Source organism: Hydrogenophaga pseudoflava (assembly GCF_004353865.1).
Lineage (GTDB): Bacteria > Pseudomonadota > Gammaproteobacteria > Burkholderiales > Burkholderiaceae_C > Hydrogenophaga > Hydrogenophaga pseudoflava.
The window spans coordinates 3,859,967-3,881,202 of record NZ_CP037867.1 but is presented as its reverse complement, the minus strand read 5'-3'; the positions used below and the strand labels follow the sequence as shown (position 1 = coordinate 3,881,202).

20 protein-coding genes are annotated in these 21,236 nt (G+C 66.3%); 7 read left to right on the top strand and 13 right to left on the bottom strand.

Features of this window, described 5'->3' with window-relative positions; genetic code table 11:
* Nucleotides 1–30: 30 nt before the first annotated feature.
* On the bottom strand, nucleotides 31–447 hold the full coding sequence (locus HPF_RS18630; RefSeq protein WP_133157489.1) for a hypothetical protein: 417 nt from the start codon (nucleotides 445–447) through the stop codon (nucleotides 31–33).
* Entirely contained in the window at nucleotides 425–1,069 is a 645-nt protein-coding gene (locus HPF_RS18625; RefSeq protein WP_133157488.1) for a nucleotidyltransferase domain-containing protein, read from the bottom strand. Before HPF_RS18625 ends, HPF_RS18630 begins: the two co-directional genes overlap by 23 nt.
* 151 nt (nucleotides 1,070–1,220) lie before the next feature.
* Here HPF_RS18625 and HPF_RS18620 point away from each other — a divergent pair, with 151 nt between their 5' ends.
* The 3 genes from HPF_RS18620 to HPF_RS18610 are packed head-to-tail and all read left to right on the top strand — an operon-like array spanning nucleotide 1,221 to nucleotide 5,671.
* Nucleotides 1,221–3,059: a 3'-5' exonuclease gene (locus HPF_RS18620; RefSeq protein ID WP_133157487.1), complete on the top strand. Its 1,839-nt coding sequence runs from the start codon at nucleotides 1,221–1,223 to the stop codon at nucleotides 3,057–3,059.
* Nucleotides 3,060–3,077: 18 nt separating this feature from the next.
* Nucleotides 3,078–3,836, top strand: a complete 759-nt coding sequence (locus HPF_RS18615) for an NYN domain-containing protein (RefSeq protein WP_133157486.1) — start codon at nucleotides 3,078–3,080, stop codon at nucleotides 3,834–3,836.
* Nucleotides 3,837–3,883: 47 nt separating this feature from the next.
* On the top strand, nucleotides 3,884–5,671 hold the full coding sequence (locus tag HPF_RS18610) for an ATP-dependent nuclease (RefSeq protein WP_133157485.1): 1,788 nt from the start codon (nucleotides 3,884–3,886) through the stop codon (nucleotides 5,669–5,671).
* Between the two features lie 73 nt (nucleotides 5,672–5,744).
* Here the strand turns inward: HPF_RS18610 and HPF_RS18605 are convergent, their stop codons facing one another.
* Nucleotides 5,745–7,625, bottom strand: a complete 1,881-nt coding sequence (locus tag HPF_RS18605) for a glutamine--tRNA ligase/YqeY domain fusion protein (protein ID WP_133157484.1) — start codon at nucleotides 7,623–7,625, stop codon at nucleotides 5,745–5,747.
* A 161-nt stretch (nucleotides 7,626–7,786) separates the two neighbouring features.
* Between HPF_RS18605 and HPF_RS18600 the strand changes: the two genes are divergently transcribed.
* Complete coding sequence (locus HPF_RS18600; protein ID WP_133157483.1) at nucleotides 7,787–8,173, top strand: hypothetical protein; 387 nt, start codon at nucleotides 7,787–7,789, stop codon at nucleotides 8,171–8,173.
* A gap of 10 nt (nucleotides 8,174–8,183) precedes the next feature.
* Here the strand turns inward: HPF_RS18600 and HPF_RS18595 are convergent, their stop codons facing one another.
* On the bottom strand, nucleotides 8,184–8,789 hold the full coding sequence (locus HPF_RS18595; protein ID WP_133157482.1) for a DUF924 family protein: 606 nt from the start codon (nucleotides 8,787–8,789) through the stop codon (nucleotides 8,184–8,186).
* Nucleotides 8,790–8,922: 133 nt separating this feature from the next.
* Between HPF_RS18595 and HPF_RS18590 the strand changes: the two genes are divergently transcribed.
* Nucleotides 8,923–9,360: a hypothetical protein gene (locus tag HPF_RS18590; protein WP_133157481.1), complete on the top strand. Its 438-nt coding sequence runs from the start codon at nucleotides 8,923–8,925 to the stop codon at nucleotides 9,358–9,360.
* Between the two features lie 18 nt (nucleotides 9,361–9,378).
* Here the strand turns inward: HPF_RS18590 and hutG are convergent, their stop codons facing one another.
* The 6 genes from hutG to HPF_RS18560 are packed head-to-tail and all read right to left on the bottom strand — an operon-like array spanning nucleotide 9,379 to nucleotide 16,752.
* Nucleotides 9,379–10,329, bottom strand: coding sequence for a formimidoylglutamase (hutG, locus tag HPF_RS18585; protein WP_133157480.1), 951 nt, complete (start codon nucleotides 10,327–10,329; stop codon nucleotides 9,379–9,381).
* Nucleotides 10,326–11,540: an imidazolonepropionase gene (gene hutI / locus HPF_RS18580; protein WP_133157479.1), complete on the bottom strand. Its 1,215-nt coding sequence runs from the start codon at nucleotides 11,538–11,540 to the stop codon at nucleotides 10,326–10,328. Before hutI ends, hutG begins: the two co-directional genes overlap by 4 nt.
* A complete protein-coding gene (locus HPF_RS18575; protein ID WP_133157478.1) occupies nucleotides 11,537–12,121 on the bottom strand; it encodes a HutD/Ves family protein in 585 nt (194 codons plus the stop codon). The genes hutI and HPF_RS18575 overlap by 4 nt, the downstream gene beginning before the upstream one ends.
* Nucleotides 12,122–12,126: 5 nt before the next feature.
* Nucleotides 12,127–13,668: a histidine ammonia-lyase gene (gene hutH, locus HPF_RS18570; protein ID WP_133157477.1), complete on the bottom strand. Its 1,542-nt coding sequence runs from the start codon at nucleotides 13,666–13,668 to the stop codon at nucleotides 12,127–12,129.
* Between the two features lie 20 nt (nucleotides 13,669–13,688).
* Nucleotides 13,689–15,386, bottom strand: coding sequence for a urocanate hydratase (gene hutU, locus HPF_RS18565; RefSeq protein ID WP_133157476.1), 1,698 nt, complete (start codon nucleotides 15,384–15,386; stop codon nucleotides 13,689–13,691).
* Between the two features lie 40 nt (nucleotides 15,387–15,426).
* Nucleotides 15,427–16,752, bottom strand: coding sequence for a YjiH family protein (locus HPF_RS18560; RefSeq protein ID WP_133157475.1), 1,326 nt, complete (start codon nucleotides 16,750–16,752; stop codon nucleotides 15,427–15,429).
* 123 nt (nucleotides 16,753–16,875) lie between these two features.
* Between HPF_RS18560 and hutC the strand changes: the two genes are divergently transcribed.
* Entirely contained in the window at nucleotides 16,876–17,577 is a 702-nt protein-coding gene (gene hutC / locus HPF_RS18555; RefSeq protein WP_066157897.1) for a histidine utilization repressor, read from the top strand.
* A gap of 437 nt (nucleotides 17,578–18,014) precedes the next feature.
* Here hutC and HPF_RS18550 read toward each other — a convergent pair whose 3' ends face one another.
* The 3 genes from HPF_RS18550 to HPF_RS18540 are packed head-to-tail and all read right to left on the bottom strand — an operon-like array spanning nucleotide 18,015 to nucleotide 20,474.
* Nucleotides 18,015–18,821 (bottom strand): LytR/AlgR family response regulator transcription factor, encoded by an 807-nt coding sequence (locus tag HPF_RS18550; RefSeq protein WP_133157474.1) that lies wholly within the window; start codon nucleotides 18,819–18,821, stop codon nucleotides 18,015–18,017.
* Nucleotides 18,818–19,900, bottom strand: coding sequence for a sensor histidine kinase (locus HPF_RS18545; RefSeq protein ID WP_243721618.1), 1,083 nt, complete (start codon nucleotides 19,898–19,900; stop codon nucleotides 18,818–18,820). Before HPF_RS18545 ends, HPF_RS18550 begins: the two co-directional genes overlap by 4 nt.
* Nucleotides 19,901–19,937: 37 nt before the next feature.
* The gene (locus tag HPF_RS18540; protein ID WP_133157473.1) at nucleotides 19,938–20,474 is read right to left on the bottom strand and encodes a DUF6622 family protein; all 537 of its coding nucleotides are present in this window, start codon (nucleotides 20,472–20,474) and stop codon (nucleotides 19,938–19,940) included.
* A 183-nt stretch (nucleotides 20,475–20,657) separates the two neighbouring features.
* Between HPF_RS18540 and HPF_RS18535 the strand changes: the two genes are divergently transcribed.
* Nucleotides 20,658–21,233 (top strand): DUF1439 domain-containing protein, encoded by a 576-nt coding sequence (locus HPF_RS18535; RefSeq protein WP_127805435.1) that lies wholly within the window; start codon nucleotides 20,658–20,660, stop codon nucleotides 21,231–21,233.
* Nucleotides 21,234–21,236: the final 3 nt, after the last annotated feature.

The window sequence follows — 21,236 nt, the reverse complement described above, 5'->3', positions numbered from 1 at the left end:
AGGGCGAAGACAAGCGCAATAAGGTCGGAGTCACCCTGCGCCGAGCGCGTCGGCCACTTTCTGCGTGGCCGTGATCAGATCCTTCACCAGCCGCTCGTCCACCTCCAGCAAGCCCTCGTACTCGCCCTGGTTGCGCTTGTTGTGGCACAGGTCCAGCACGCGCCAGACCTCGGGCCCCAGCCCCAGCGTGTGCGGTAGCACCTGAAAGACGATGTAGCGGTTGGCGGCGCGGTAGCCCTTGGCGCGCAGCGCGGCCAGGCACAGCGCATGTGCCGCGTTGTAGGCCAGGTCGAAGCGGCTCTCCAACGCCAACGTGGTGTTGCCTGCATCCGCCAGACGGGCGCGGCCTGTGCGCAGCAAGCCGGCGATCTCGGCCGCGTCGGGCGGTTCCGGTTTGAGCGAGCCGCCCATGCGGCTCAGGTTTTCAAGTGGGTGGAGTGGGCTCATGCTGCGGTGATTCCTCCTGGCCGATCAGCCATATCTTTGGCTGTTGCATCACGCGGTTGATGAACGCATTGTCGCCCTGCAGCCGGGCTCGGAAATCGGCGGCGGCGTACAGCGCCGGGTTGATCGTGCGGCCCAATGTCTGGCTGGCGCTTTCCAGCGCGCCAAACACCTCGCCATAGCCCAGCGTGTCGCTCACCACCAGCAGGTCCACATCGCTGGCCGCGGTGTCCTGCTGTTTGGCGATGGAGCCGAACACGAACGCCCGCTCGATCTGCGGCGCCAGCGGTGCCAGCGCAGCGCGCAGCACATCGGCCAGCCCCATCGTCTTGAGCACCAGCCCGCGCAACTCGGCAAACACCGGCGACGCCGGATTGGCCTGAAAGTGCTTCTGGTTGCCTTGCCTGCGCACCGTGAGCAAACCCGCGGCGGCCAGGTCGGCCAGCTCACGCTGGACGGCGCCCGCACCCGACTGCGCCAGGCCGATCACCTCGTTCGTGTAGAAGCTGCGGTCCGGCGCGCCGAACAGCACGGCCAGCACGCGCTGGCGCACCTTGGGGAAGAGGGCGTCGGCGGTGGACGAAAGGGATGACGGCTGATTTATACCCATATTGGGTTTAATCATACCCATAAAGGGAATTATTGGGTTGGAGTAGTGGCTGCTGGCGGAAACACGAATGGCGCATAGGAGGTGGCCGACGTTGGCAGGTAAAAGAGCACGTTCCTGCCAAAAGCGTGCATCATGCCGCCCAGGGAAACAAAAAGACACAAGTCAGATGGCCACACTGATACCCGCCCTGGGCAGTCGCGTTGCACGCATGACGCCCGGCGAACGCCGCACCGCCGAGCGGCTTGAACAGAAGCTCGACGCCGACTACCTGCTCTGGTACGACGTGGCCGTCGGCCCCAAGCACCAGCACCCGGACTTTGTGGTGATGCACCCGCGCCGGGGCATCCTGATCCTGGAGGTCAAGGACTTCCGGCTCTCCACCCTCATCCAGGCCAACAAGCAGACCTGGGACATTCACGGCGAACTCGGCCCCAAGACCATTCCCAACCCGCTGGAGCAGGCCCGGCAGTACGCGCACCAGGTGGTCAACGCGCTGGAGCGCGACCCGCAGCTGGTGCAGCCCGAAGGCCGGCACCAGGGCAAGCTGGCCTTTCCGTGGAGCTACGGCGTGGTGCTGCCCAACATCACCCGCGCGCAGTTCGACATAGCCGAACTCGCCCACGCCATCGAACCGCACCGCGTCATCTGCCAGGACGAAATGGGCGAACAGGTGGAGCCCGAGGCGCTGCAAAGTCGGCTGTGGGACATGTTCCCCTTCATGATGGGCGGCGTCATGTCGCTGCCGCAGATGGACCGGGTGCGCTGGATCATGTTCCCCGAGGTGCGCGTGCAGGTGAATGGTGAGCTGTTTGACGGCGCCGACCAAAATTTCGATGAAGGCGCCGAACTGCCCAGCATCATGCGGGTGATGTACCTGCAGCAGGAGCAGCTTGCAAGGAGCCTTGGCGACGGGCACCGCGTCATCCACGGCGTGGCCGGTTCTGGCAAGACCATGCTGCTGGGCTACCGCGCCGAACACCTGGCCAAGGCGCAGACCGCCGCCAGCAAACCCATCCTCATCCTCTGCTACAACGAACCGCTGGCCCGGCAGATTGCCCGCGTGATGGCCGCCAAAGGCATTGCCGACCGCGTGCACGCCGTGCACTTCCACAAATGGTGTCGTCAGCAACTGGTGGCCTACGGGCAAGACCTGCCCCCGCAGAACCTGCCTTGGGACGCCTTCTTTGAAGACATGGTCCAGCGCGTCATCACCGGCGTGGACCGCCGCCAGATCCCCAGCGGGCAATACCAGGCCGTGCTGATTGACGAAGGCCACGACTTCGCGCCCGAATGGCTGCGCCTGGTGGTGCAGATGGTAGACCCCGCCACCAACAGCCTGCTCGTGCTGTACGACGACGCGCAGAGCATTTACGACCGCACGCAGAAGAGCAAAAACTTCAGCTTCAAGAGCGTGGGCATCCAGGCGCAGGGGCGCACCACCATCCTCAAGATCAACTACCGCAACACGCGGCAGATCCTGCAAACCGCCAGCCTGGTCGCCGCTGATCTGTTGACCGCCGAAGACAAGGACGACGACGGCGTGCCCCTGCTCAAGCCCGTCAGCTGCGGGCGCGACGGCGAGGCGCCACTCATCGTGCGCCTGCCCACCCTGCGCGAAGAGGTGGCCCAGGTGGCCGAGCTGCTGGCCACCGCCCACCGCGAAGGCCACGCCTGGGCCGACATGGCCATCCTCTGCCGCCACCACAGCGAAATGGACATGTGCGCCGAATTCCTGCGCAAACGCAAGCTGCCGCACCAGCTGCGCCGCAACTCATCCAGCGTGTTCGATCCCGCGCACGACAGCATCAAGGTGATGACGCTGCACGTCAGCAAAGGGCTGGAGTTCCCGGTGGTGGCGCTGGTGGGGGCCGGGCGCATGCCCGCCGAGGGCGAAGACGAGCGCGAGGAGGCCCGGCTGTTCTATGTGGGGGCCACGCGGGCGACGCAGCGGTTAGTGATTGGGGCGAGTGGTTCAGGTGGATTTGCCAGCCGCCTTGCACCGTAAACACGAACAGGAGGACCAATGGCCAACAAACAAAACAGCAGCCGCCTCGCGGTGATGATCGACGCCGACAACGCACAGGCGGCGCTGGTACAGGAGCTGATGTCCGAGATTTCCCGCTATGGCACCGCAACAATCAAACGCGCATACGGTGACTGGACGACCACGAACCTGACGCCCTGGAAGACTGTTCTTCATGCGAATGCGGTACAGCCGATCCAGCAGTTCCGATACACGACGGGCAAGAACGCGACCGACTCTGCATTGATCATCGACGCCATGGATGTTCTGCATGCAGGAGTCGTGGATGGCTTCTGCCTGGTGTCGTCCGACAGCGACTTCACCCGACTGGCAACACGTATTCGTGAGGCGGGTCTGGAGGTCTACGGGTTTGGTGAGCGACACACGCCGGAGCCATTCGTGGCAGCTTGCGACAAGTTCATCTATCTGGAGATCCTGCGGCAGAAGCCGGCGGACCCCCAAGCGGCCGCAGCCGAACCCGTTGAGGTGCCTGTCAAGGAGCTGGTGCAGCTCCAGCCGTTGATGATTGCCGCTATCGACGCGAACGCCCGTGAGGACGGTTGGGCACCCTTGGGCGGCGTGGGTGGGCACATTGGCAAGGTTCACCCGTCATTCGATGCGCGGAACTACGGATTCAAGAAGCTGAGCGATCTAGTGCGCACCTTGAACTATGTGGAGGTTAAGGACATTCCAGTGACGCGGCCCGACGGCGTGGTTCTGAACAACCCGCAGATTCGGATGAAGCGTATCTCGCGCTAATGCTTAGTGTGCTTTGGTAGTGCTTAGTTATTTGACGTGGGATTGGTATGAAAATAATCAGGCAAATAGAAATTAGGAAGTTTCGTTCTATCAAGTCATCTACAAAAGATTTAGATTGTGCGGATCTAAATGTCTTGGTTGGTCAGAATGACAATGGAAAATCAAATGTTCTTCGTGCTCTAAATCTTTTCTTTAATGCGGAAACTGATGTTGGGCAAGCTTTTCGGTTTGATGAGGATTATTGCTATCACGCAGAGTCTGGTACGGGTATTCGTCGAGAAATACGAATTGATTTGATCATTGACCCGCCAGTGCATAGATTTAAGAATGCGCAACTTGTGAGGTGGACAAAGAGGTGGAAGCGTGATGGGTCCGTTCTCGAGGATCGGATCTACCTTGAAAGTGGTAAGCCTCTATCCTCGAAAGATAACGTGTCAAAGTGGTTGGATAAACTTAAATATCGCTATGTTCCTGCAATTAAGGGTAAGGAATACTTTAACTCACTAATGGGGGATTTGCATGATGTTCTTTTGGAGGCGCACGATGGTGTAATGTCTGGGCAAGGGGCGGGATTTATTGAGGGTATACAGGAGGTTACTAAGTCGATAACGAAGGAGTTGGATGCCCAGATTGGAGTTCCGAGTGCAATTCAGATACCGTCGGACTTTCGAATTCTTTTTTCTAATCTTGATTTTGGGGCTTCTGCTGGAGGTGTTACATACCACTTAAAACAGCGTGGAGATGGAATCAAGGTTCGACACATTCCTGTAATTCTCAAATACATGGCTGATCAAGAGAAGAGTATTACGATATCCGGATATGTTAAGCCTGACACTATTTGGGGTTTTGAGGAGCCGGAAAATAATCTGGAGCTAAGGTATGCTTTCGAGTTGGCTGGTGCGTTTAAGACTTACTCGAAAGAGATTCAGATATTTGTAACAACTCATTCTCCGGCATTTTATTCTTTGGGTGCTGATCATGACGAGAATGTACGCACTTTTTTAGTGAGGCGCCAGTCGGACTTGTGCTCAACCATAAATAGAGTTGAATTCGGTCGAGATGGTCAAATCATGGATCTGCATGACAAGATGGGGTTGCTTCCAATAATTACCCCCTACTTGAAAAGTGTATTTGAGGCCGAGCAAAAAATTCGTCTGCTCGAAGAAAAGATTGAGGCAGCGGTTGGTTCAAATCGTTGCCTGGTCATTACTGAGGATGAACATCCTGTGGGACTTAAGGCAATCCTAGAGGCTAGTGGATTTGTAATGAGTCAGACTGAGTTTTTCTCTTATAAGGGGAAGGATCAAGTAAAGGGTGCGTTGATACTGGCTAGATACTTAAAGCAGCGACGTCCCGAAGTGTTTGTCTTGGTCCATCGGGATCGGGACTATATGTCTGACGATGAGGTAGAAAAGCTGATAGCGCCCTTCTTGAAAGATGGCATTGGGTTTTTCTGTACAGAAGGCGTTGATGCGGAAAGCCATCTGCTCAATGCAGGGCATGTGATTGCACTGGGAATTGATCATCCTCGCGAAGAAATCGATGTGTTAATCTCCGAGGCTACTCTTGAAGTGCGAAAGCAATCTCTTGCTCGAATGATAGATCACTACTTTTCGAATAATCGTCCAGAAAACAATGCATATGCGAAAACGCTTGCTGAGCTTGAGAGCAGATACGACGATAATTTGGAGAGATTTAGATATAGTAAAAGAGTGCTTGGCGTGTTGGAGGGGAAGCTGCAAAAGATTGTCAAAAGAAATGTGAATTTGGAAGTTTGCTCAACTGCTATCGCTGTGCCGGAATTGACTGTTATGGCAAAAAAGATCTGGGCGTGAGAGATTTGGTTCGGGATGGCAAAAAAAGGGCAGCTCACTGAGCTGCCCTTTTTTGTTCTAAACGGTTTAACGATTACTTCCCCCAACTATCCTTCAACCCCGTCACCCGGTTGAACACAACCTTCCCGCCCACCCCGTGGTCCGCCCGGTCGGCCACAAAGTAGCCGTGCCGTTCGAACTGGAACTTCTGGTCTGGCTTCGCGGCGGCCAGTGACGGCTCCACAACCGCCGTCACTACCTTCAGGCTGTCGGGGTTGAGTGCGTCCAGGAAGTTCTTGCCGCCTGCGTCGGGTTGCGGGTCGGTGAACAGGCGGTCGTACAGGCGCACTTCGGCGCTCACGCCGTCGGCGGCGCCCACCCAGGTGATGGCGGCTTTGGCCTTGACGCTGTCGGCGCCGGGGGTGCCGCTCTTGGTGCCGGCAATCACTTTGGCGTGCACTTCGGTCACTTTGCCGTCCGCGTCTTTGGCGCAACCCGTGCATTCGATGACGTAGCCGCCTTTGAGGCGCACCACGTTGCCAGGGAACAGGCGCTTGTAGCCCTTGGGCGGCACTTCTTCAAAGTCATCGCGTTCGATCCACACGTCCTTGCCGATCTTGAACACGCGGTCGGGCGGGGGCGTTTGCCCCTCGGCGATGGCGCTGTGGGGCAGGGCGGGCTGGGTGCAGTCTTCGGTGTAGCCGTCAGACCCGAACACCTCGGCCCAGTTGGTGAGCACCAGCTTGACGGGGTCGAGCACGGCCATGCCGCGGTGGGCCTTGTTTTCCAGGTCTTCGCGCAGGCAGCCGTCGAGCGTGCTGTAGTCGATCCAGGAATCGCTCTTGGTCACGCCAATGCGTTCGGCAAACAGCTGGATGGCCTCGGGCGTGTAGCCGCGGCGGCGCAGGCCGACGATGGTGGGCATGCGCGGGTCGTCCCAGCCGCTGACTTTCTTTTCGTTCACCAGCTGCGCCAGCTTGCGCTTGCTGGTGATGACGTAGGTCAGGTTCAGGCGCGCAAATTCATACTGCCGCGGCGGCGGGGCCTTGAGCAGGCCGCCTTCGCACAGGCGTTCCAGCAGCCAGTCGTAGAAGGGGCGCTGGTCTTCAAACTCCAGCGTGCAGATGGAGTGGGTGATCTGCTCCAGCGCGTCCTCGATGGGGTGCGCGAAGGTGTACATGGGGTAGATGCACCAGGCGTCGCCCGTGTTGTGGTGCGTGGCGCGGCGGATGCGGTAGATGGCCGGGTCGCGCATGTTGATGTTGGGCGAGGCCATGTCGATCTTGGCGCGCAGCACGGCGGCGCCGTCGGCGAGCTGGCCGTCGCGCATCTCGCGGAAGCGGGCCAGGTTCTCTTCCGGGCTGCGGCTGCGGAAGGGGCTGTCCACGCCGGGCTTGCCGAAGTCGCCGCGGTTGACGCGCATTTCTTCGGCGGTCTGCTCGTCCACATAAGCCAGGCCGGCGGTGATGAGGTGTTCGGCCGCGCGGTACATGAAGTCGAAGTAGTTCGACGCGTAGTAAAGATGTGACTCAGGGGGTCTTCCGTCTTGAGCGCCGAAGTTGCTCTGCCAGTTGAAGCCCAGCCACTGCACCGCGTCGAGGATGGAGTCCACGTACTCCTTTTCTTCCTTCTCGGGGTTGGTGTCGTCAAAGCGCATGTGGCAGACGCCGCCGTAGTCGCGCGCCAGGCCGAAGTTCAGGCAGATGCTCTTGGCGTGGCCCACGTGCAGGTAGCCGTTGGGCTCGGGCGGGAAGCGGGTGCGGATCTTGGCCGGGTCGGGCTGGCCGGCGTCGTGGAAGGCGGCATCACCCGGGCCGCCGCCCCATTGGCGCTGGGCGTAGGTGCCGGTGGCGAGGTCTTTCTCGATGACCTGGCGCAGGAAGTTGGAGACCTTGTGTTCCTCGCCGTCTGCGGTGGCGGGAACGTTGTTTTTAGAGGGGCCGGAAGGGGCGTTTTTGGGGGTGTTCGAGCTCATCCGGCCATTCTAGGGCGGCGCCCCGCGCGGATTCCGGGGCGGTTCGGCCCGCAAGCCGACAGGGGGAGCGTTTGGGGGGTGTCAGCGGCAAAGGGTTTCCGATATCGTTGGCGCCACTTTCAAAACAGACCGACGCGCCACGCCGACCGAGGGAACCGACGATGAACAAGGACCAGGACAACCCGGACACGTTCGTGATGGACGAACAGTCCGAGTGGCAATCCACGCAGGTGGACGACGTGTTCCTGCCTTCGGTCCAGGTGCTGATCCGCTGGAGCGACGTGGAGGCGGCGGTGGAGAGCGGCGCGGTGGTGCCTTCCGAGGCGCACGGCCTGTGGGCCGCCTGGGCGGCGCCGGGCAGCCCGCTGCGGCGCGGCGGCGCGGCGGTGGACCCGTCCTACCTTCCGACCCAGGTGGAAGACACCGTGGCGGATGATCTGCCCGACGAGTTGCCGCCCGCGCACCAGGGCGGTGGCATGAAGCAGGTGGTGATGCTGCTGGTCGGCGCGTTGGCGGGTGCCGCGCTGATGTTCGTGCTGGGGACCTGAACGCGCGCCCTCACTGGCCGAAGCGCGGGCCGTGGGTGAGGAACGCGGTTTCTTCGGGCGTGCTGTCGCGGCCGAGCACGGCGTTGCGGTGCGGGAAGCGGCCGAAGCGCAGGACGATGTCGGCGTGCTCGCGCGCGGCCTTGAGGTTGCCCTGCAGCTTCTGCTGCAGCGCGGGCGGGCTCTGGCGAACCAGGGCCTCGAACTTCAGCACACACTCGCCCTGCAGCGCCGGGCTTTCGGCGTGCATCAGCGGCATGTAGAGAAAGACCCGGCCGATGGCCGGCAGATCGGCGTCCTGGTCGAGCGCCAGGCTCTGCAGCACCAGCCGCTGCGCCCGGCCGTCGCCGGCAAAGGCGCGCGCCTGGCCCCGGTGCACATTGCGGGTGAACTGGTCCAGCAGGATGACCAGCGCCAGCCGCTCCAGCAGGTCGTTCTCCCACTCCACGAGCTGGCCGTCCAGCGCCTGCTCCACGCGGCTGCCGAAGCGTTCGCTGATCTGCCGGTCCAGCGCGGGGCCGCCACCGAACCAGAGCGCGCTGCGGTCGTCGCTGGGCCAGCCGGTCGACAGGCCGTCGCCGAACCAGAAATCGAGAATGTCTTTGGGTTGTGCAGACATGCGGGTAAACCAAGGGGCTGCTGTTACGAATGGCTACGAGATTGACCGAGCGTGAGGTGCAGGTTACCGGGATTCGGCCTGTAATTCGGGCACCGGGTCCGAATCCAGGCCCCGACACATGGAGAACCTCACGATGAACACCCTTTCACCCAGCCTGCGACGCACCTCGGCCTGGGCCCGTGGCCTGGCCGCCGTGAGCCTGGTGGCCGGCGCCTGGGCGCTGTCCACAGCCGCCAGCCAGGCGCATGCCCGCGATGTGTACTGGTCGGTGGGCGTGAACAGCCCGGGCGTCAGCATCGGCGCCTCGAACGCGCCGGTGGTGGTGCACCAGCCGCCCGCCTATTACTACGCGCCGCCGCCCGTGGTGGTGCAGCCCGCCCCGGTGTACTACCACCGCCCGCCGGCCGTGGTGTACGGCCCGCCGGTGGTCTACGCACCCCCGCGCCCGGTGGTGATCGGTGGCCACTGGCGCGACCGCCCGGGCCGCTGGGACGACCGCGGTCATGGTCACGGGCACTGGCACGATCGCGGTCGCGGTCACGGCCGCGGTCACCACAAGGACCGCGACTGACGGTGGCCGCCGCGGCCCTCAGCGGGCCGCGAAGCCGCGCGCGATGCGCGCCGCCAGCCGGGCGGCCACGCGCGCGGTGCGCCCCCCTTCGTCGAGCGGGGGGTTGAGTTCTGCCAGGTCGGCCGCCAGCACGCGGCCACTGGTCATCACCTGGTCCACCAGCGCTTCCACATGGGCCAGCGGCAGGCCCAGCGGGGCCGGGGCCGACACGCCGGGCGCCCACGGTGCCGGCAGCACATCCAGACAGAGCGTCAGATAGACCCCGTCGCAGCGCGCCAGGTCGTCGGCCAGTGCGGCCTGCGCCTGCGCCAGCTGCCTGGCGGACTGCAGTTCTTCGTCCAGCCGGTGGCGCACGCCCAGCGCCGCCGCGCGGTCGAACAGCGCCTGCGTGTTGGCAAAGCGGCTGATGCCCAGCACGTGGTAGTCGAACGGCCGGCCCTGTGCATGGCACCAGTCGGCGATCTGGCGGAATGGTGTGCCCGAGTTGCCCTGGGCGGCCATGCGCAGGTCGAAATGTGCGTCCAGGTTGACGATCAGCACGCGCTGCCGGTCGGGGTGAGCGCGCGCGATGCCCTGGAACGTGCCCCAGGCGATTTCATGGCCGCCGCCCAGCACCAGTGGCCGGCAGCCTTGGGCCACCACGTCGGCGATGCGACCGGCCAGCGCCTGTTGCGCGTCTTCCAGGCCGAGGCGGCTGCCGTCCACATCGCCCGCGTCCCACAGCGCCGGTTCACCCAGCAGCGGCAGGCTGGCCAGCGCGCCGCGCAGCGCGCGCGGCCCCTCGGCGGCACCGGGCCGGCCGCCGTTGCGGCGCACGCCTTCGTCGACCGCGAAGCCGATCAGGGCCACGCCGTCCTGCGAGGCGGCGTCGAAGGGGCGCACCATGTGGTGCCAGCGGCGGCTGTCGCCGACTTCTTCGCTGTCGGTCCGGCCTTGCCAGACGAAGGGGTTGTGCTCAGGGGTGTTCATGGGCGCTCCAGGCCCGCCACCACGACGCGGCGGCAGGGGTTGTGGCCGAACCAGTAGGTCAGCTCGTTCGGGTGATCGAGGTCCCAGGCCACGAAGTCGGCGCGCTGGCCGGCGGCGAGCAGGCCGCGGTCGTGCAGGCCGAGTGCCCGCGCGGCCTGCACGGTGATGCCGCGCACGGCTTCCAGCGGCGTGAGGCGGAAGAAGCTGCAGGCCATGTGGGCCGCCAGCAGCAGCGACAGGCCGGGCGAGGTGCCGGGGTTGTGGTCGGTGGAGACGGCCATCGGCACCCCGGCCTCGCGCAGCGCTGCAATCGGAGGGAGTTTGATTTCGCGCAGCATGTAAAAGGCGCCCGGCAGCAGCACGGCGACGGTGCCGGCGGCCCTCATGGCGGCGATGCCTTCGCTGCTCAGGTGTTCCAGGTGGTCGCACGACAGAGCGCCGTACGAGGCCGCGAGCGCGGCGCCGCCCTGGTCGGACAGCTGTTCGGCGTGCAGCTTGACCGGCAGGCCCAGCGCCCGCGCGGCCTCGAACACGCGCCGGGTCTGGGCGGGTGTGAAGCCGATGTTCTCGCAGAAGGCGTCGACCGCGTCGACCAGGCCCTGGGCGTGCAGCGCCGGCAGCCACTCGCAGACGGCCGTGATGTAGTCGTCGGGCCGGCCTTCGAACTCCGGCGGCAGCGCGTGCGCGCCGAGGAAGGTGGTGCGCACGTCGACGCGGCGGTCGCTGCCGAGCTGGCGTGCGACGCGCAGGCAGCGCGCCTCGGCCTCCAGCGACAGGCCGTAGCCCGACTTGATCTCCAGCGTGGTCACGCCTTCGGCCATCAGCGCCCGCAGGCGCCGGGCGGCGCTGGCGAACAGCTGGTCTTCGCTGGCGGCGCGCGTGGCCGCCACGGTGGACCGGATGCCGCCGCCCGCGCGGGCGATGGCCTCGTAGCTGGCACCGTTGAGCCGCATCTCGGCCTCGGCCGCGCGGTGGCCGCCGTAGACCAGGTGGGTGTGGCAGTCGACCAGGCCGGGCGTGACCAGCAGGCCGCCGAGGTCCACCCCGTGTGCGGGCCGGGCGTGGGCGGGCAGGCCCCGGTTCGGGCCGACCCAGGTGATCCGGTCGCCGACGGTGAGCAAGGCGCCGTCTTCGACCAGGCCCCAGCCGTCGGCGCCGTGGCTGGGGTCCAACGTGGCGAGGCGGGCGTTGTGCCAGAGGGTGGTGGTCATGGGGTGATGCCTTCGGGAATGTGGTGCAGCCACCAGCCAACGGGCGCTTCGGGTGTTGCGGGGGCGTCGGGTTCGAAGTGCCAGTCGCCCGGCGGTGGTGTGTCGAACCAGAGCAAGCCGAGGGCGGGCAGGGTGAGTTCTTCCGTTCCGTTGCGCCAGCGGCCTGGTACCTGCGCGAACAGGCCGGCCTGGGCACCGACGGGGGCTTGCCAAGGGGTGCCGGGCAACACGGCGGCCAGGCCTCCCGAGCCGCCGCGGCACATCAGGTTGAGGTCGCGCACCGGGCCGCCCAGCAGGCGGCAGCCGGGCGCCGAAGCGCCGTCGAACACCCGCGGTGCGTCACCGGGGCGCTGCTCGACCTCGCGGCCGGCGAAGCCCAGGACCACGCCATCGCCTTCGAGCACCACGAAGTGGCGGACCACGCCGGGAAAGGCCGAAAACGGGCCGTCGCTGGCGATGTCCGCCACGCTGAGGCGGCAGCGCCAGTCCTGCGGCGAAGGCCAGGCCAGGAGCTCGCGCGTGAGGCCACCGCCGTTGCGCCAGGGCACCGGGGAGATGTCGAGCGCGCAGAGCTGCCGCATGGCGCTCAGTGCGTCCAGAGGCCGGCCAGCGCGTCGGCGTTGCCGTCGGTGGCGTGGCCCTGCAGCACCAGGCTGCGCGCGGCCTCGATGTCGGGCGCGAACAGGCGGTCCTGGTCGTAGAACGGCACGCGCTCGCGCAGGGTGGCGTGCGTGGCCTGCAGGCGCGGCGAGGTGGCCAGCGGACGGTGAAAGTCCACGCCCTGGGCCGCGGCCAGCCACTCGATGCCGAGGATGGTGGCGGTGTTGTCGGCCATCTCGGCCAGGCGGCGGCCGGCGTAGGTGGCCATGCTCACGTGGTCTTCCTGATTCGCGCTGGTGGGCAGGCTGTCGACGCTGGCGGGGTGGGCGTGCGACTTGTTTTCCGAGGCCAGCGCGGCGGCGGTGACGTGGGCGATCATGAAGCCGCTGTTCAGGCCCGGGTTGTCCACCAGGAAGGGTGGCAGGCCCGAGAGCGTGCTGTCGATCAGCAGTGCGATGCGGCGCTCGGAAATGGCACCGATCTCGCTGATGGCCAGCGCCAGCGTGTCGGCGGCGAAGGCGACCGGCTCGGCGTGGAAGTTGCCGCCCGAGAGCACCTCGTTGGTGTCGGTGAACACCAGCGGGTTGTCGGTGACGGCGTTGGCCTCGGTCAGCAGGGTGCGCGCGGCGTTGGCGATCAGGTCGCGGCAGGCGCCCATGACCTGGGGCTGGCAGCGCAGGCTGTAGGGGTCCTGCACGCGCTCGTCGTTGTCCATGTGGGAGAGGCGGATCTGGCTGCCCTGCAGCAGCGTGCGCGTGACGGCGGCCTGGGCAATCTGGCCGGGCTGACCGCGCGCGGCGTGGATGCGCGGATCGAAGGGCGCGTCGCTGCCCTTGGCGGCGTCCACGCAAAGTGCGCCGATGGTGGTGCCGGCCTCGAGCAGTCGCTCGGCCATGAACAGACCATGCAGTGCGAGTGCGGTCGAGACCTGGGTGCCGTTGATGAGGGCCAGGCCTTCCTTGGCGGCGAGCGTCAGCGGCGCGATGCCGGCCGCCTTCAGCGCCTCGGCGGCGGGGCATATCTCGCCGTTCACGCGCACCGGGCCTTCGCCCATCAGCGCCAGTGTCATGTGCGACAGCGGCGCGAGGTCGCCCGAGGCGCCTACCGAACCCTTGACCGGGATCACCGGCATCACGCCCGCGTTGAGCAGTGCGAGCAGGGTGTCGATGACCACCGGGCGAACGCCCGAGTAGCCGCGCGCCAGGCTCACCGCCTTCATCAGCATCACCAGGCGCACGGTGGCGTCGCTCATGGGTTCGCCGGTGCCGACCGAGTGCGACAGGATCAGGTTGCGTTGCAACTGCTCCAGTTGCTCGTCGGGAATGCGGGTCTTGGCGAGTTTGCCGAAGCCGGTGTTGATGCCGTAGGCCGCATCGCCCTTGGCGACGATGGCGTGGATCGCGGCGGCCGAGGCGTCGATGGCGGCGCGAGCGTCTCCGTTCAGTGCGACGGTGACGGGCCGCTGCCAGACGGCGCGCAGGTCGGCCAGGGTCATCTGGCCGGGGTTCAGGGTGAGGGTGGTGCTCATGAGTGGAGTGTGTCTGTTGATCAGCCAATCATGGGGAGTTTGAGGCCCTGCTTCTTGGCGGTCGCAATCGCCAGCTCGTAACCCGCATCCGCATGGCGCATCACGCCCGAGCCGCAGTCGTTCACCAGCACACGCGCCAGCCGCTCGGCGGCGGCGTCGGTGCCGTCGGCCACGATGACCATGCCCGAGTGTTGCGAGTAGCCCATGCCCACGCCGCCGCCATGGTGCAGGCTGACCCAGCTGGCGCCGCCGGCGGTGTTGAGCAGGGCGTTGAGCAGCGGCCAGTCGCTCACGGCGTCGGTGCCGTCCTTCATGGCTTCGGTTTCGCGGTTGGGACTGGCGACCGAGCCAGTGTCCAGGTGATCGCGGCCGATGACGATGGGCGCCTTGAGTTCGCCGTTTTTCACCATCTCGTTGAAGGCCAGGCCGGCCAGGTGGCGCTCGCCCAGGCCCAGCCAGCAGATGCGCGCGGGCAGACCCTGGAAGCTGATGCGCTCGCGCGCCATGTCGAGCCAGCGGTGGGTGTGCTTGTTGTTCGGGAACAGTTCCTTGATCTTGGCGTCGGTCTTGTAGATGTCCTCCGGGTCGCCCGAGAGCGCGACCCAGCGGAACGGGCCCTTGCCCTCGCAGAACATGGGGCGGATGTAGGCGGGCACGAAGCCGGGGAAGTCGAAGGCGTTCTTCACGCCCTGGTCGAACGCGACCTGGCGGATGTTGTTGCCGTAGTCCACCGTGGGAATGCCCATGGCCTGGAAGTCCAGCATGGCCTGCACGTGCACCGCACAGCCTTGTGCGGCTTCGGCGCTCAGGCGAGCGTGTTGCGACGGGTCGCGCTGCGCGGCCTTCCACTGTTCCACGGTCCAGCCGACGGGCAGGTAGCCGTTGATCAGGTCGTGCGCCGAGGTCTGGTCGGTCACCAGGTCGGGCTTGATGCCGCCGGCCTTCGCGCGCTTCACCAGCTCGGGCAGCACCTCGGCCGCGTTGCCCAGCAGGGCGATGGAGATGGCTTCTTTCTTGGCGGTGTGTTCCTTGATGAGTTCCAGCGCGTGGTCGATGTCGCGCGCCTGCTTGTCCACATAGCGCGTGCGCAGGCGGAAGTCGATGCTGCTCTGCTGGCACTCGATGTTGAGCGAGCAGGCGCCGGCCAGCGTGGCGGCCAGGGGCTGTGCGCCGCCCATGCCGCCGAGACCGGCGGTGAGAATCCAGCGGCCCGACAGATCATTGTTGTAGTGCTGCTTGCCGGCCTCGACGAAGGTCTCGAAGGTGCCCTGCACGATGCCCTGGCTGCCGATGTAGATCCAGCTGCCGGCGGTCATCTGGCCGTACATGAACAGGCCCTTGCGGTCCAGCTCGTTGAAGTGTTCCCAGTTGGCCCACTTGGGCACCAGGTTGCTGTTGGCCAGCAGCACGCGCGGGGCGTTGCTGTGGGTCTTGAACACGCCCACCGGCTTGCCCGACTGCACCAGCAGGGTCTCGTCCTCGTTCAGGTCCTTGAGCGAGGCCAGGATCTGGTCGAAACAGGCCCAGTCGCGCGCGGCGCGACCGATGCCGCCATACACCACGAGGTGTTGCGGGTTTTCGGCCACCTCGGGGTCGAGGTTGTTCTGGATCATGCGGAACGCGGCTTCGGCGATCCAATTCTTGCAGCTCAGCTGGCTGCCGCGCGGGGCGCGGATCACGCGGGTGGGGTCGAGGCGGGGATCGGTGTTGGTGGACATGGGGTGACTCCTGAGGAACAAGCTGTGGTGAGGGGCGGGATCAGGCGATCCAGCCTTGGGCGAGGGCGAAGTGGCCGATGGCGGCGGCCATCAGCAGGCTGAGCACGGTGCGCACGAACCAGACGGCGACCATCTGGCGCAGCGACAGCGGGATGCGCGTGGCGAGCACGCAGGGGATGGAACCCGAGAAGAACAGCACCGAGCTGACCGAGACCACGGCGGCGACGTAGCGCACCACCGGGTCGGCGCCCTTGAGCTGGATGGCGGGCAGGAACATCTCGGCCAGGCCCGAGGCCAGGGCCTTGGCGGTCAGCATGGGTTCGGCCAGACCGGCGATCCACACGAAGGGCACGAGCAGCAGGCCCAGCAGGTCGAACACCGGCGTGTAGCGCGCCAGCAGCAGGCCGATCAGGCCGACGGCGAGGATGGTGGGCACCACGGCGCTGGCCATGGCGATGCCGTCGCGCAGGTTCTCGGAGAGCACGCGCCAGAGCGACGGCGCGCTGCGGGCCTGGTGCATGCCGGCGTCCCACGCGGCCTGCCAGCGGCTGCGGCCGACGGGCAGCGTGTCGCTCACGCCGCCGCTGTTGTCCATGCGCGAGATCGGCGGAATCCAGGCGGTGATGGCGGTGACAGCGAAGGCGATGACGAAGGTGGACCAGAAGTAGAAGTTCCACGCGTCCATCAGGTTCAGCGTCTTGGCCACGATGATCATGAAAGCTGCCGAGACTGTGGAAAAGCCCGTGGCGATGATGGCGGCCTCGCGCGCCGTGTACTTGCCTTCAAGGTACACGCGGTTGGTGATGAGCAGGCCCACCGAGTAGCTGCCGACGAAGGAGGCCACGGCGTCGATGGCCGAGTGGCCGGGCGTGCGCCAGATCGGGCGCATGACGGGCTGCATCAGCACGCCCACCAGCTCCAGCAGGCCGAAGCCGACCAGGAAGGCCAGCGCGACCGCGCCCAGCGGCACGATCAGGCCCACGGTGAGCGCGAGCTTGTCGAACAGGAAGGGCAGCATGTCCTTCTGGAACAGTACGGCCGGACCGGTGCCGGTGAGGTACATCAGCGCCAGCACCAGGCCCAGCACCTTGAGCGCGCTGAACACGGTGGCGGTGGTGCTGGCACGCCAGCTGCCTTTGATGAAGGGCGAGGCCGCGCCCCAGGCCATGAGCGCGAGCACGAAGGCAATCGCCAGCGGGCGCTGCTGCGTGGCCAGCCAGGTGGCGGCGTGATCGAACAGGATGGTGGTCTTGCCGGCGATCTCCACCGGCAGGAAAAACATCACCAGCCCGAGGCTGCTGTAGGCCAGCATGCGCAGGGCGGCGGTGGGGTTGGGGGCGCTGGCAGCGGCGGCGCTGGTGTTCATGCGGTGTCTCCTGGTCTGACAGACAGCTTTTAAAGCTGTCTTGTTGAAATGTATATACAACTTTATGGGCCAGAATCCGGTCTGTCAATGCCATTGATCGCGTGGCGTACCCGGGAAAACCCTATGTCCGACAAGCTGCCCGCCTACCAAACCATCAAGCGCCACGTGCTCGCGCGCATCCACGACGGCACCTGGAAAGAGGGCGACGCGATCCCGGGCGAGGAAGCGCTGGCGCGCGAGTTCGGCGTCTCGCGCATGACGGTGAACCGCGCGATCCGCGAGCTGAGCGAGGAGCAGATCGTCGAGCGGGTGCAGGGCTCGGGCACCTATGTGGCGCAGCAGAAGTACCAGGCGACGCTGGTGGAGATCCGCAACATCGCCGAGGAGATCGCGGCGCGTGGCCACCGGCACCGCAGCGAGTTGCACAAGCTGGAGCGGGTGAAGGCGGGCGAGGCGCTGGGGCGCGCGTTCGGCGTGTCACCGGGCCACACGCTGTTCCATTCGGTGGTGGTGCACTTCGAGAACGACCAGCCGATCCAGGTAGAGGACCGGCATGTGAACCCGGAGGTGGCGCCGGACTACCTGACGCAGGATTTCACCTCGCAGACGCCGAACGCCTACCTGATGCGGGTGGCGCCGCTGCAGGGCGTGTCGTTCGAGATCGAGGCGCTGCATCCACCGCAGGCTGTGGCCGAGATGCTGGCGATGCAGGCGGGGGAGCCTTGTCTGGTGCTGCGGCGGCAGACGCGGTCGATGGGCAAGGTGGCTTCTGTCGCTGCTATGTGGCATCCGGCTTCCCGGTACCAGTTCACGGGGAGTTTTTGACTTCTTTTTTGCCTGCTGTGTTGGGTGGGCTGGGACGTGGGGTGCCCGTTCTCCGGCTCACCTCGCGGGCGTCGGTGCCTGTTTGCCGGTGCCACTTCGTCAACACCGGACCTGTGCGCGGCTGTGGGGGCAACCGCGAATGGAGCCTGCGCCCGGGCTCCCCACGCCCCAGCCCCGCAGACGGGTTGGCGCGCCAAGAATCAAACGCCATGTCTCTCTTCGAGTGTCCGGGTCGCACTGCATGGGGGTGGTGAGGTCGGCGGGCGTAGGCTCCATTCGCGGTTGCCACAGAGTTGGCGCGCCAGTGACATGGTTGACGAAGGCATGCAGGCGGGTCGAGGCGCGTCGCCCGCGAGCGTGAGCCGGAGAACGCCGGCCTCACCACCCGCATGACGCGAGGTGGATGAGCGAAACCGCCCGAACGCCAGCCACCCAGCTCACATCGCCCGAAACCGCCCCGCATAGAGCCGACTCACCGGCACCCGCTCCATCAACCCCGCCACTTCCAGACTCAGCTTGCCGGCCTCGTCCCGGTGCACCGTTCGGACCGCGGTGGCACGCACCACCGTGCCCCGGTGCACCTGCCAGAACACGCTGCCGTCCAGCTGCGGCAACAGGTCCTTCAGCGGCGTGCGGATCAGCAGCTCGGCCTCGCCCGTCAGCACCCGCACGTACTTGTCGGCGGCCTCGAACACCAGCACTTCGTCCACCGGCACCAGCCGGATCGTGCTGCCCACACCGGCCTGGATCACCTTCAGCGCGGGTGCCGCCGGGGCCGCTAGCAGGGCGCGCAGGCGCTCGAAGGTCGCGTCGTCCGCGCCCGCCATCGGCGCGGGTGACGCCTGCCCGTCCATCCGTTGCTGCAGCCGCGCCTGCACCCGCTGCACCGTGCGCGCCAGCCGTTCCGGCACCACCGGCTTGAGCACATAGTCCGCCGCCTGCGCCTCGAAGGCCTGCACCGCGTACTGGTCGTAGGCCGTCACGAACACCAGCGAGGGAAAGGGGTGATCGTCCGGCCACTCTTCGGCCAGCTCGGCGGCCGCCTCCAGGCCGGTCATGCCGGGCATGCGGATGTCCAGGAACAGCACCTCCGGCCGCAGTGCCAGCGCCTGGCGCACCGCGCTCGCACCGTCCCCCACCTGCGCCGCTATGCACAGTTCGGGCCAGACACGCGCCAGCTCGGCCCGCAGCGCGGCGGCCAGCAGCGGTTCGTCTTCGGCGATCAGGGCGGTGATGGATGTCATGGGGTGATCTGAAGGGGTAGCGTGAGCCGCACCGTGGTGCCCTGACCGGGCTGGCTGGAGACCTGCACCGACCCCGCGCCACCGGGCAGGCTGGCCATGCGCTCGCGCACCTGGGCCAGGCCGAAGCCGCCATCGGTGTCGGTGCGCTGCGTGTCGGGCGCCATGCCCACGCCGGTGTCGGTGATATCGATCCGCAGCGTCTGGCCTTCGCGGCGGGCGACCACATCGATGCGGCCGCCCTCGACGCGCGGCTCCAGCCCATGGCGGATCGCGTTTTCCACCAGCGGCTGCAGCAGCAGCGGTGGCACCGGATGCGCCTGCAGTTCGGCCGGCAGGTCGAAGCCGAAGACCAGCCGCGGCCCCATGCGCACCGCCATCAGCTCCAGGTAGTCGCCCAGCCGCGCACACTCGTCGGCCAGTGTGTGGGCGTCGGCGCGCGAACCGCGCAGCGTGGCGCGCAGGTAGTCGTTGAGCCGGTCCAGCATCTGGACCGCACGCGGCGGGTCGGTCTGGATCAGCACCCGCAGGTTGGCCAGGGTGTTGAACAGCATGTGCGGCTCGAGCTGCGTCTCCAGCAGCTTCAGCCGCGCTTCGGTGGCCTGGCGGCGCAAATCCTCGGCCTTGGCGCGCTGGTAGAAGCCCAGCACGAAGAAGCCCGAGATCACCATGCCCGAGAACCAGATGCCGAACAGCCGTTTGGGCGACTGGCTGACCATCTCCCAGGTCGAGCGGCCGGCATAGGCGTCGCCGATGGCGGTGCCCAGGGTGTAGCCCAGTGTCGCCGCCACCAGCATGTAGGCGAACACACGCAGGTTGGACGCCCAGTAGTGCGGCGGCGGTGTTCGCAGCCAGCCATGCAGCGCGATGCGCAGCGGGTCGCTGAAGAACCAGATCGAGGTGCTGATCGCGTAGCTGTAGACCAGCGAGATGTCCAGCGGGTGGCTGCGTGCCCCGATGCCCCAGAGGATGAGGCCGATGGCGAATGCGAAGCACCAGATCACCAGCAAACGCCGCAGCGCCCGCTCGCGTGCATCGGCAGGCAGCCAGCCGAACAGGCGGTGGGCGACGGCGGAATTCATGGCTGATTCGGTGGCGGGCGGAGCGGCAACGATTCTGTCATGTGCGGCGGCCGGCCATGAGCCAGAGCGCCACGGGCCGGGCCGAGAACAGTCCGGTGAGGGCGCCGTAGCCGGCGGCCATCGAGAGGGCAAAGAGCGGGTCCAGGCGCAGGCCGGGCTGCATGGACAGCTCGACGCCCACGCCGTACTTGAGCAGGAAGATGGCGGCGATGGTCAGCAGGGGCAGGGCGCTGCCGGGCAGGGTGAACAGGCCGGTGGCGGGGTCGCGGGCGGTGCCGGTCGGCAGGGCGCGCGGGCCTCGCCAGGCCAGCACCAGGGCACCCGCGGCCAGCCACACCAGCAGGCCAGGGGCCAGCCAGGGGCCGGCGGCCAGGTCGCCGACCAGGCTGATCAGCGAGAACGCGGTCAGGCCCATCGCCGGAGCGGCCGCGCGGCGCAGGCCGATGTGGCGGGTGCGCAGCTGGATCGCGCCCAGCAGCAGCAGGCTGGCCAGCAGGCCCCAGACCCAGGTCGGGGTGCGCCGCAGGATCTCGGTGCCGGCTTCGGGGTGGTTCATGAGCAACTGGATCAGCATGGGGTTCTCCGTCGGGTGGCGATGGGCGCACTGTGCCGGTCGCCCGCGTGCCCGGCCAGTGCCGCGAGACGGAACATCTGGAAACCTTCGCGAAGTGCGGCCAGCGGGGAGCGAAATGCAGGCTTCCTACAATCGACCGACCGCTCCCCGCCCGGGGTGGCGGCCTTCGAGGACACCGACTTCATGACGCTTCCCGTGCTTCCCCGGCGCCGCCTGGCCGCCGCATCGCTGACCCTGCTGGCCCTGGCCGGCTGCAACGCCCTGCCCACCGGCCCGCGCCAGGTGAACATCAGCGAAGCCCAGCTGCTCGAACGCATCGCCACGCGCTTCCCGGTCAAGCAGCGCTACCTGGGCCTGCTGGAGACCACGCTGGACCAGCCCCGGCTGCGCCTGCGGCCCGAGGAGAACCGGGTCGGCACCCTGGTGAACTATCTGATCGCGCTGCCCCTGCCCGGGCAGTCGGACATCAAGGGCCAGCTGGAGCTGAGCTACGGCCTGCGCTTCGAGCCCTCGGACACCACGCTGCGGCTGACGCAGGCGCGGGTGGAGCGGCTGGACGTGGACGGGATGAACGCCGCCCAGGCGGCGCAGGTGAAGAAGGTCGGCGGCCTGCTCGCCGAGGACCTGCTGAACGAGGCGGTGGTGCACCGCTTCAAGAAGGAAGACCTGGAGTCGCTGGCCGGCCGCGGCTACCGGCCCGGCGCGCTGCGCGTCGTGCCCGGCGGGCTGCAGCTCACCCTCGAACCCCTGCCGCGCTGAGGG

Excerpts from the sequence above, each read along its gene's own strand:
- HPF_RS18610 (WP_133157485.1), top strand. The coding sequence starts at position 3,884 with ATGAAAATAATCAGGCAAATAGAAATTAGGAAGTTTCGTTCTATCAAG.
- HPF_RS18575 (WP_133157478.1), bottom strand. The coding sequence starts at position 12,121 with ATGCGGCAGCTCTGCGCGCTCGACATCTCCCCGGTGCCCTGGCGCAAC.
- hutC (WP_066157897.1), top strand. The coding sequence starts at position 16,876 with ATGTCCGACAAGCTGCCCGCCTACCAAACCATCAAGCGCCACGTGCTC.
- HPF_RS18560 (WP_133157475.1), bottom strand. The coding sequence starts at position 16,752 with ATGAACACCAGCGCCGCCGCTGCCAGCGCCCCCAACCCCACCGCCGCC.
- hutU (WP_133157476.1), bottom strand. The coding sequence starts at position 15,386 with ATGTCCACCAACACCGATCCCCGCCTCGACCCCACCCGCGTGATCCGC.
- HPF_RS18605 (WP_133157484.1), bottom strand. The coding sequence starts at position 7,625 with ATGAGCTCGAACACCCCCAAAAACGCCCCTTCCGGCCCCTCTAAAAAC.
- hutH (WP_133157477.1), bottom strand. The coding sequence starts at position 13,668 with ATGAGCACCACCCTCACCCTGAACCCCGGCCAGATGACCCTGGCCGAC.
- HPF_RS18620 (WP_133157487.1), top strand. The coding sequence starts at position 1,221 with ATGGCCACACTGATACCCGCCCTGGGCAGTCGCGTTGCACGCATGACG.
- HPF_RS18540 (WP_133157473.1), bottom strand. The coding sequence starts at position 20,474 with ATGCTGATCCAGTTGCTCATGAACCACCCCGAAGCCGGCACCGAGATC.
- HPF_RS18600 (WP_133157483.1), top strand. The coding sequence starts at position 7,787 with ATGAACAAGGACCAGGACAACCCGGACACGTTCGTGATGGACGAACAG.
- HPF_RS18535 (WP_127805435.1), top strand. The coding sequence starts at position 20,658 with ATGACGCTTCCCGTGCTTCCCCGGCGCCGCCTGGCCGCCGCATCGCTG.
- HPF_RS18590 (WP_133157481.1), top strand. The coding sequence starts at position 8,923 with ATGAACACCCTTTCACCCAGCCTGCGACGCACCTCGGCCTGGGCCCGT.
- HPF_RS18615 (WP_133157486.1), top strand. The coding sequence starts at position 3,078 with ATGGCCAACAAACAAAACAGCAGCCGCCTCGCGGTGATGATCGACGCC.
- hutG (WP_133157480.1), bottom strand. The coding sequence starts at position 10,329 with ATGAACACCCCTGAGCACAACCCCTTCGTCTGGCAAGGCCGGACCGAC.
- hutI (WP_133157479.1), bottom strand. The coding sequence starts at position 11,540 with ATGACCACCACCCTCTGGCACAACGCCCGCCTCGCCACGTTGGACCCC.
- HPF_RS18595 (WP_133157482.1), bottom strand. The coding sequence starts at position 8,789 with ATGTCTGCACAACCCAAAGACATTCTCGATTTCTGGTTCGGCGACGGC.
- HPF_RS18550 (WP_133157474.1), bottom strand. The coding sequence starts at position 18,821 with ATGACATCCATCACCGCCCTGATCGCCGAAGACGAACCGCTGCTGGCC.
- HPF_RS18625 (WP_133157488.1), bottom strand. The coding sequence starts at position 1,069 with ATGATTAAACCCAATATGGGTATAAATCAGCCGTCATCCCTTTCGTCC.
- HPF_RS18545 (WP_243721618.1), bottom strand. The coding sequence starts at position 19,900 with ATGAATTCCGCCGTCGCCCACCGCCTGTTCGGCTGGCTGCCTGCCGAT.
- HPF_RS18630 (WP_133157489.1), bottom strand. The coding sequence starts at position 447 with ATGAGCCCACTCCACCCACTTGAAAACCTGAGCCGCATGGGCGGCTCG.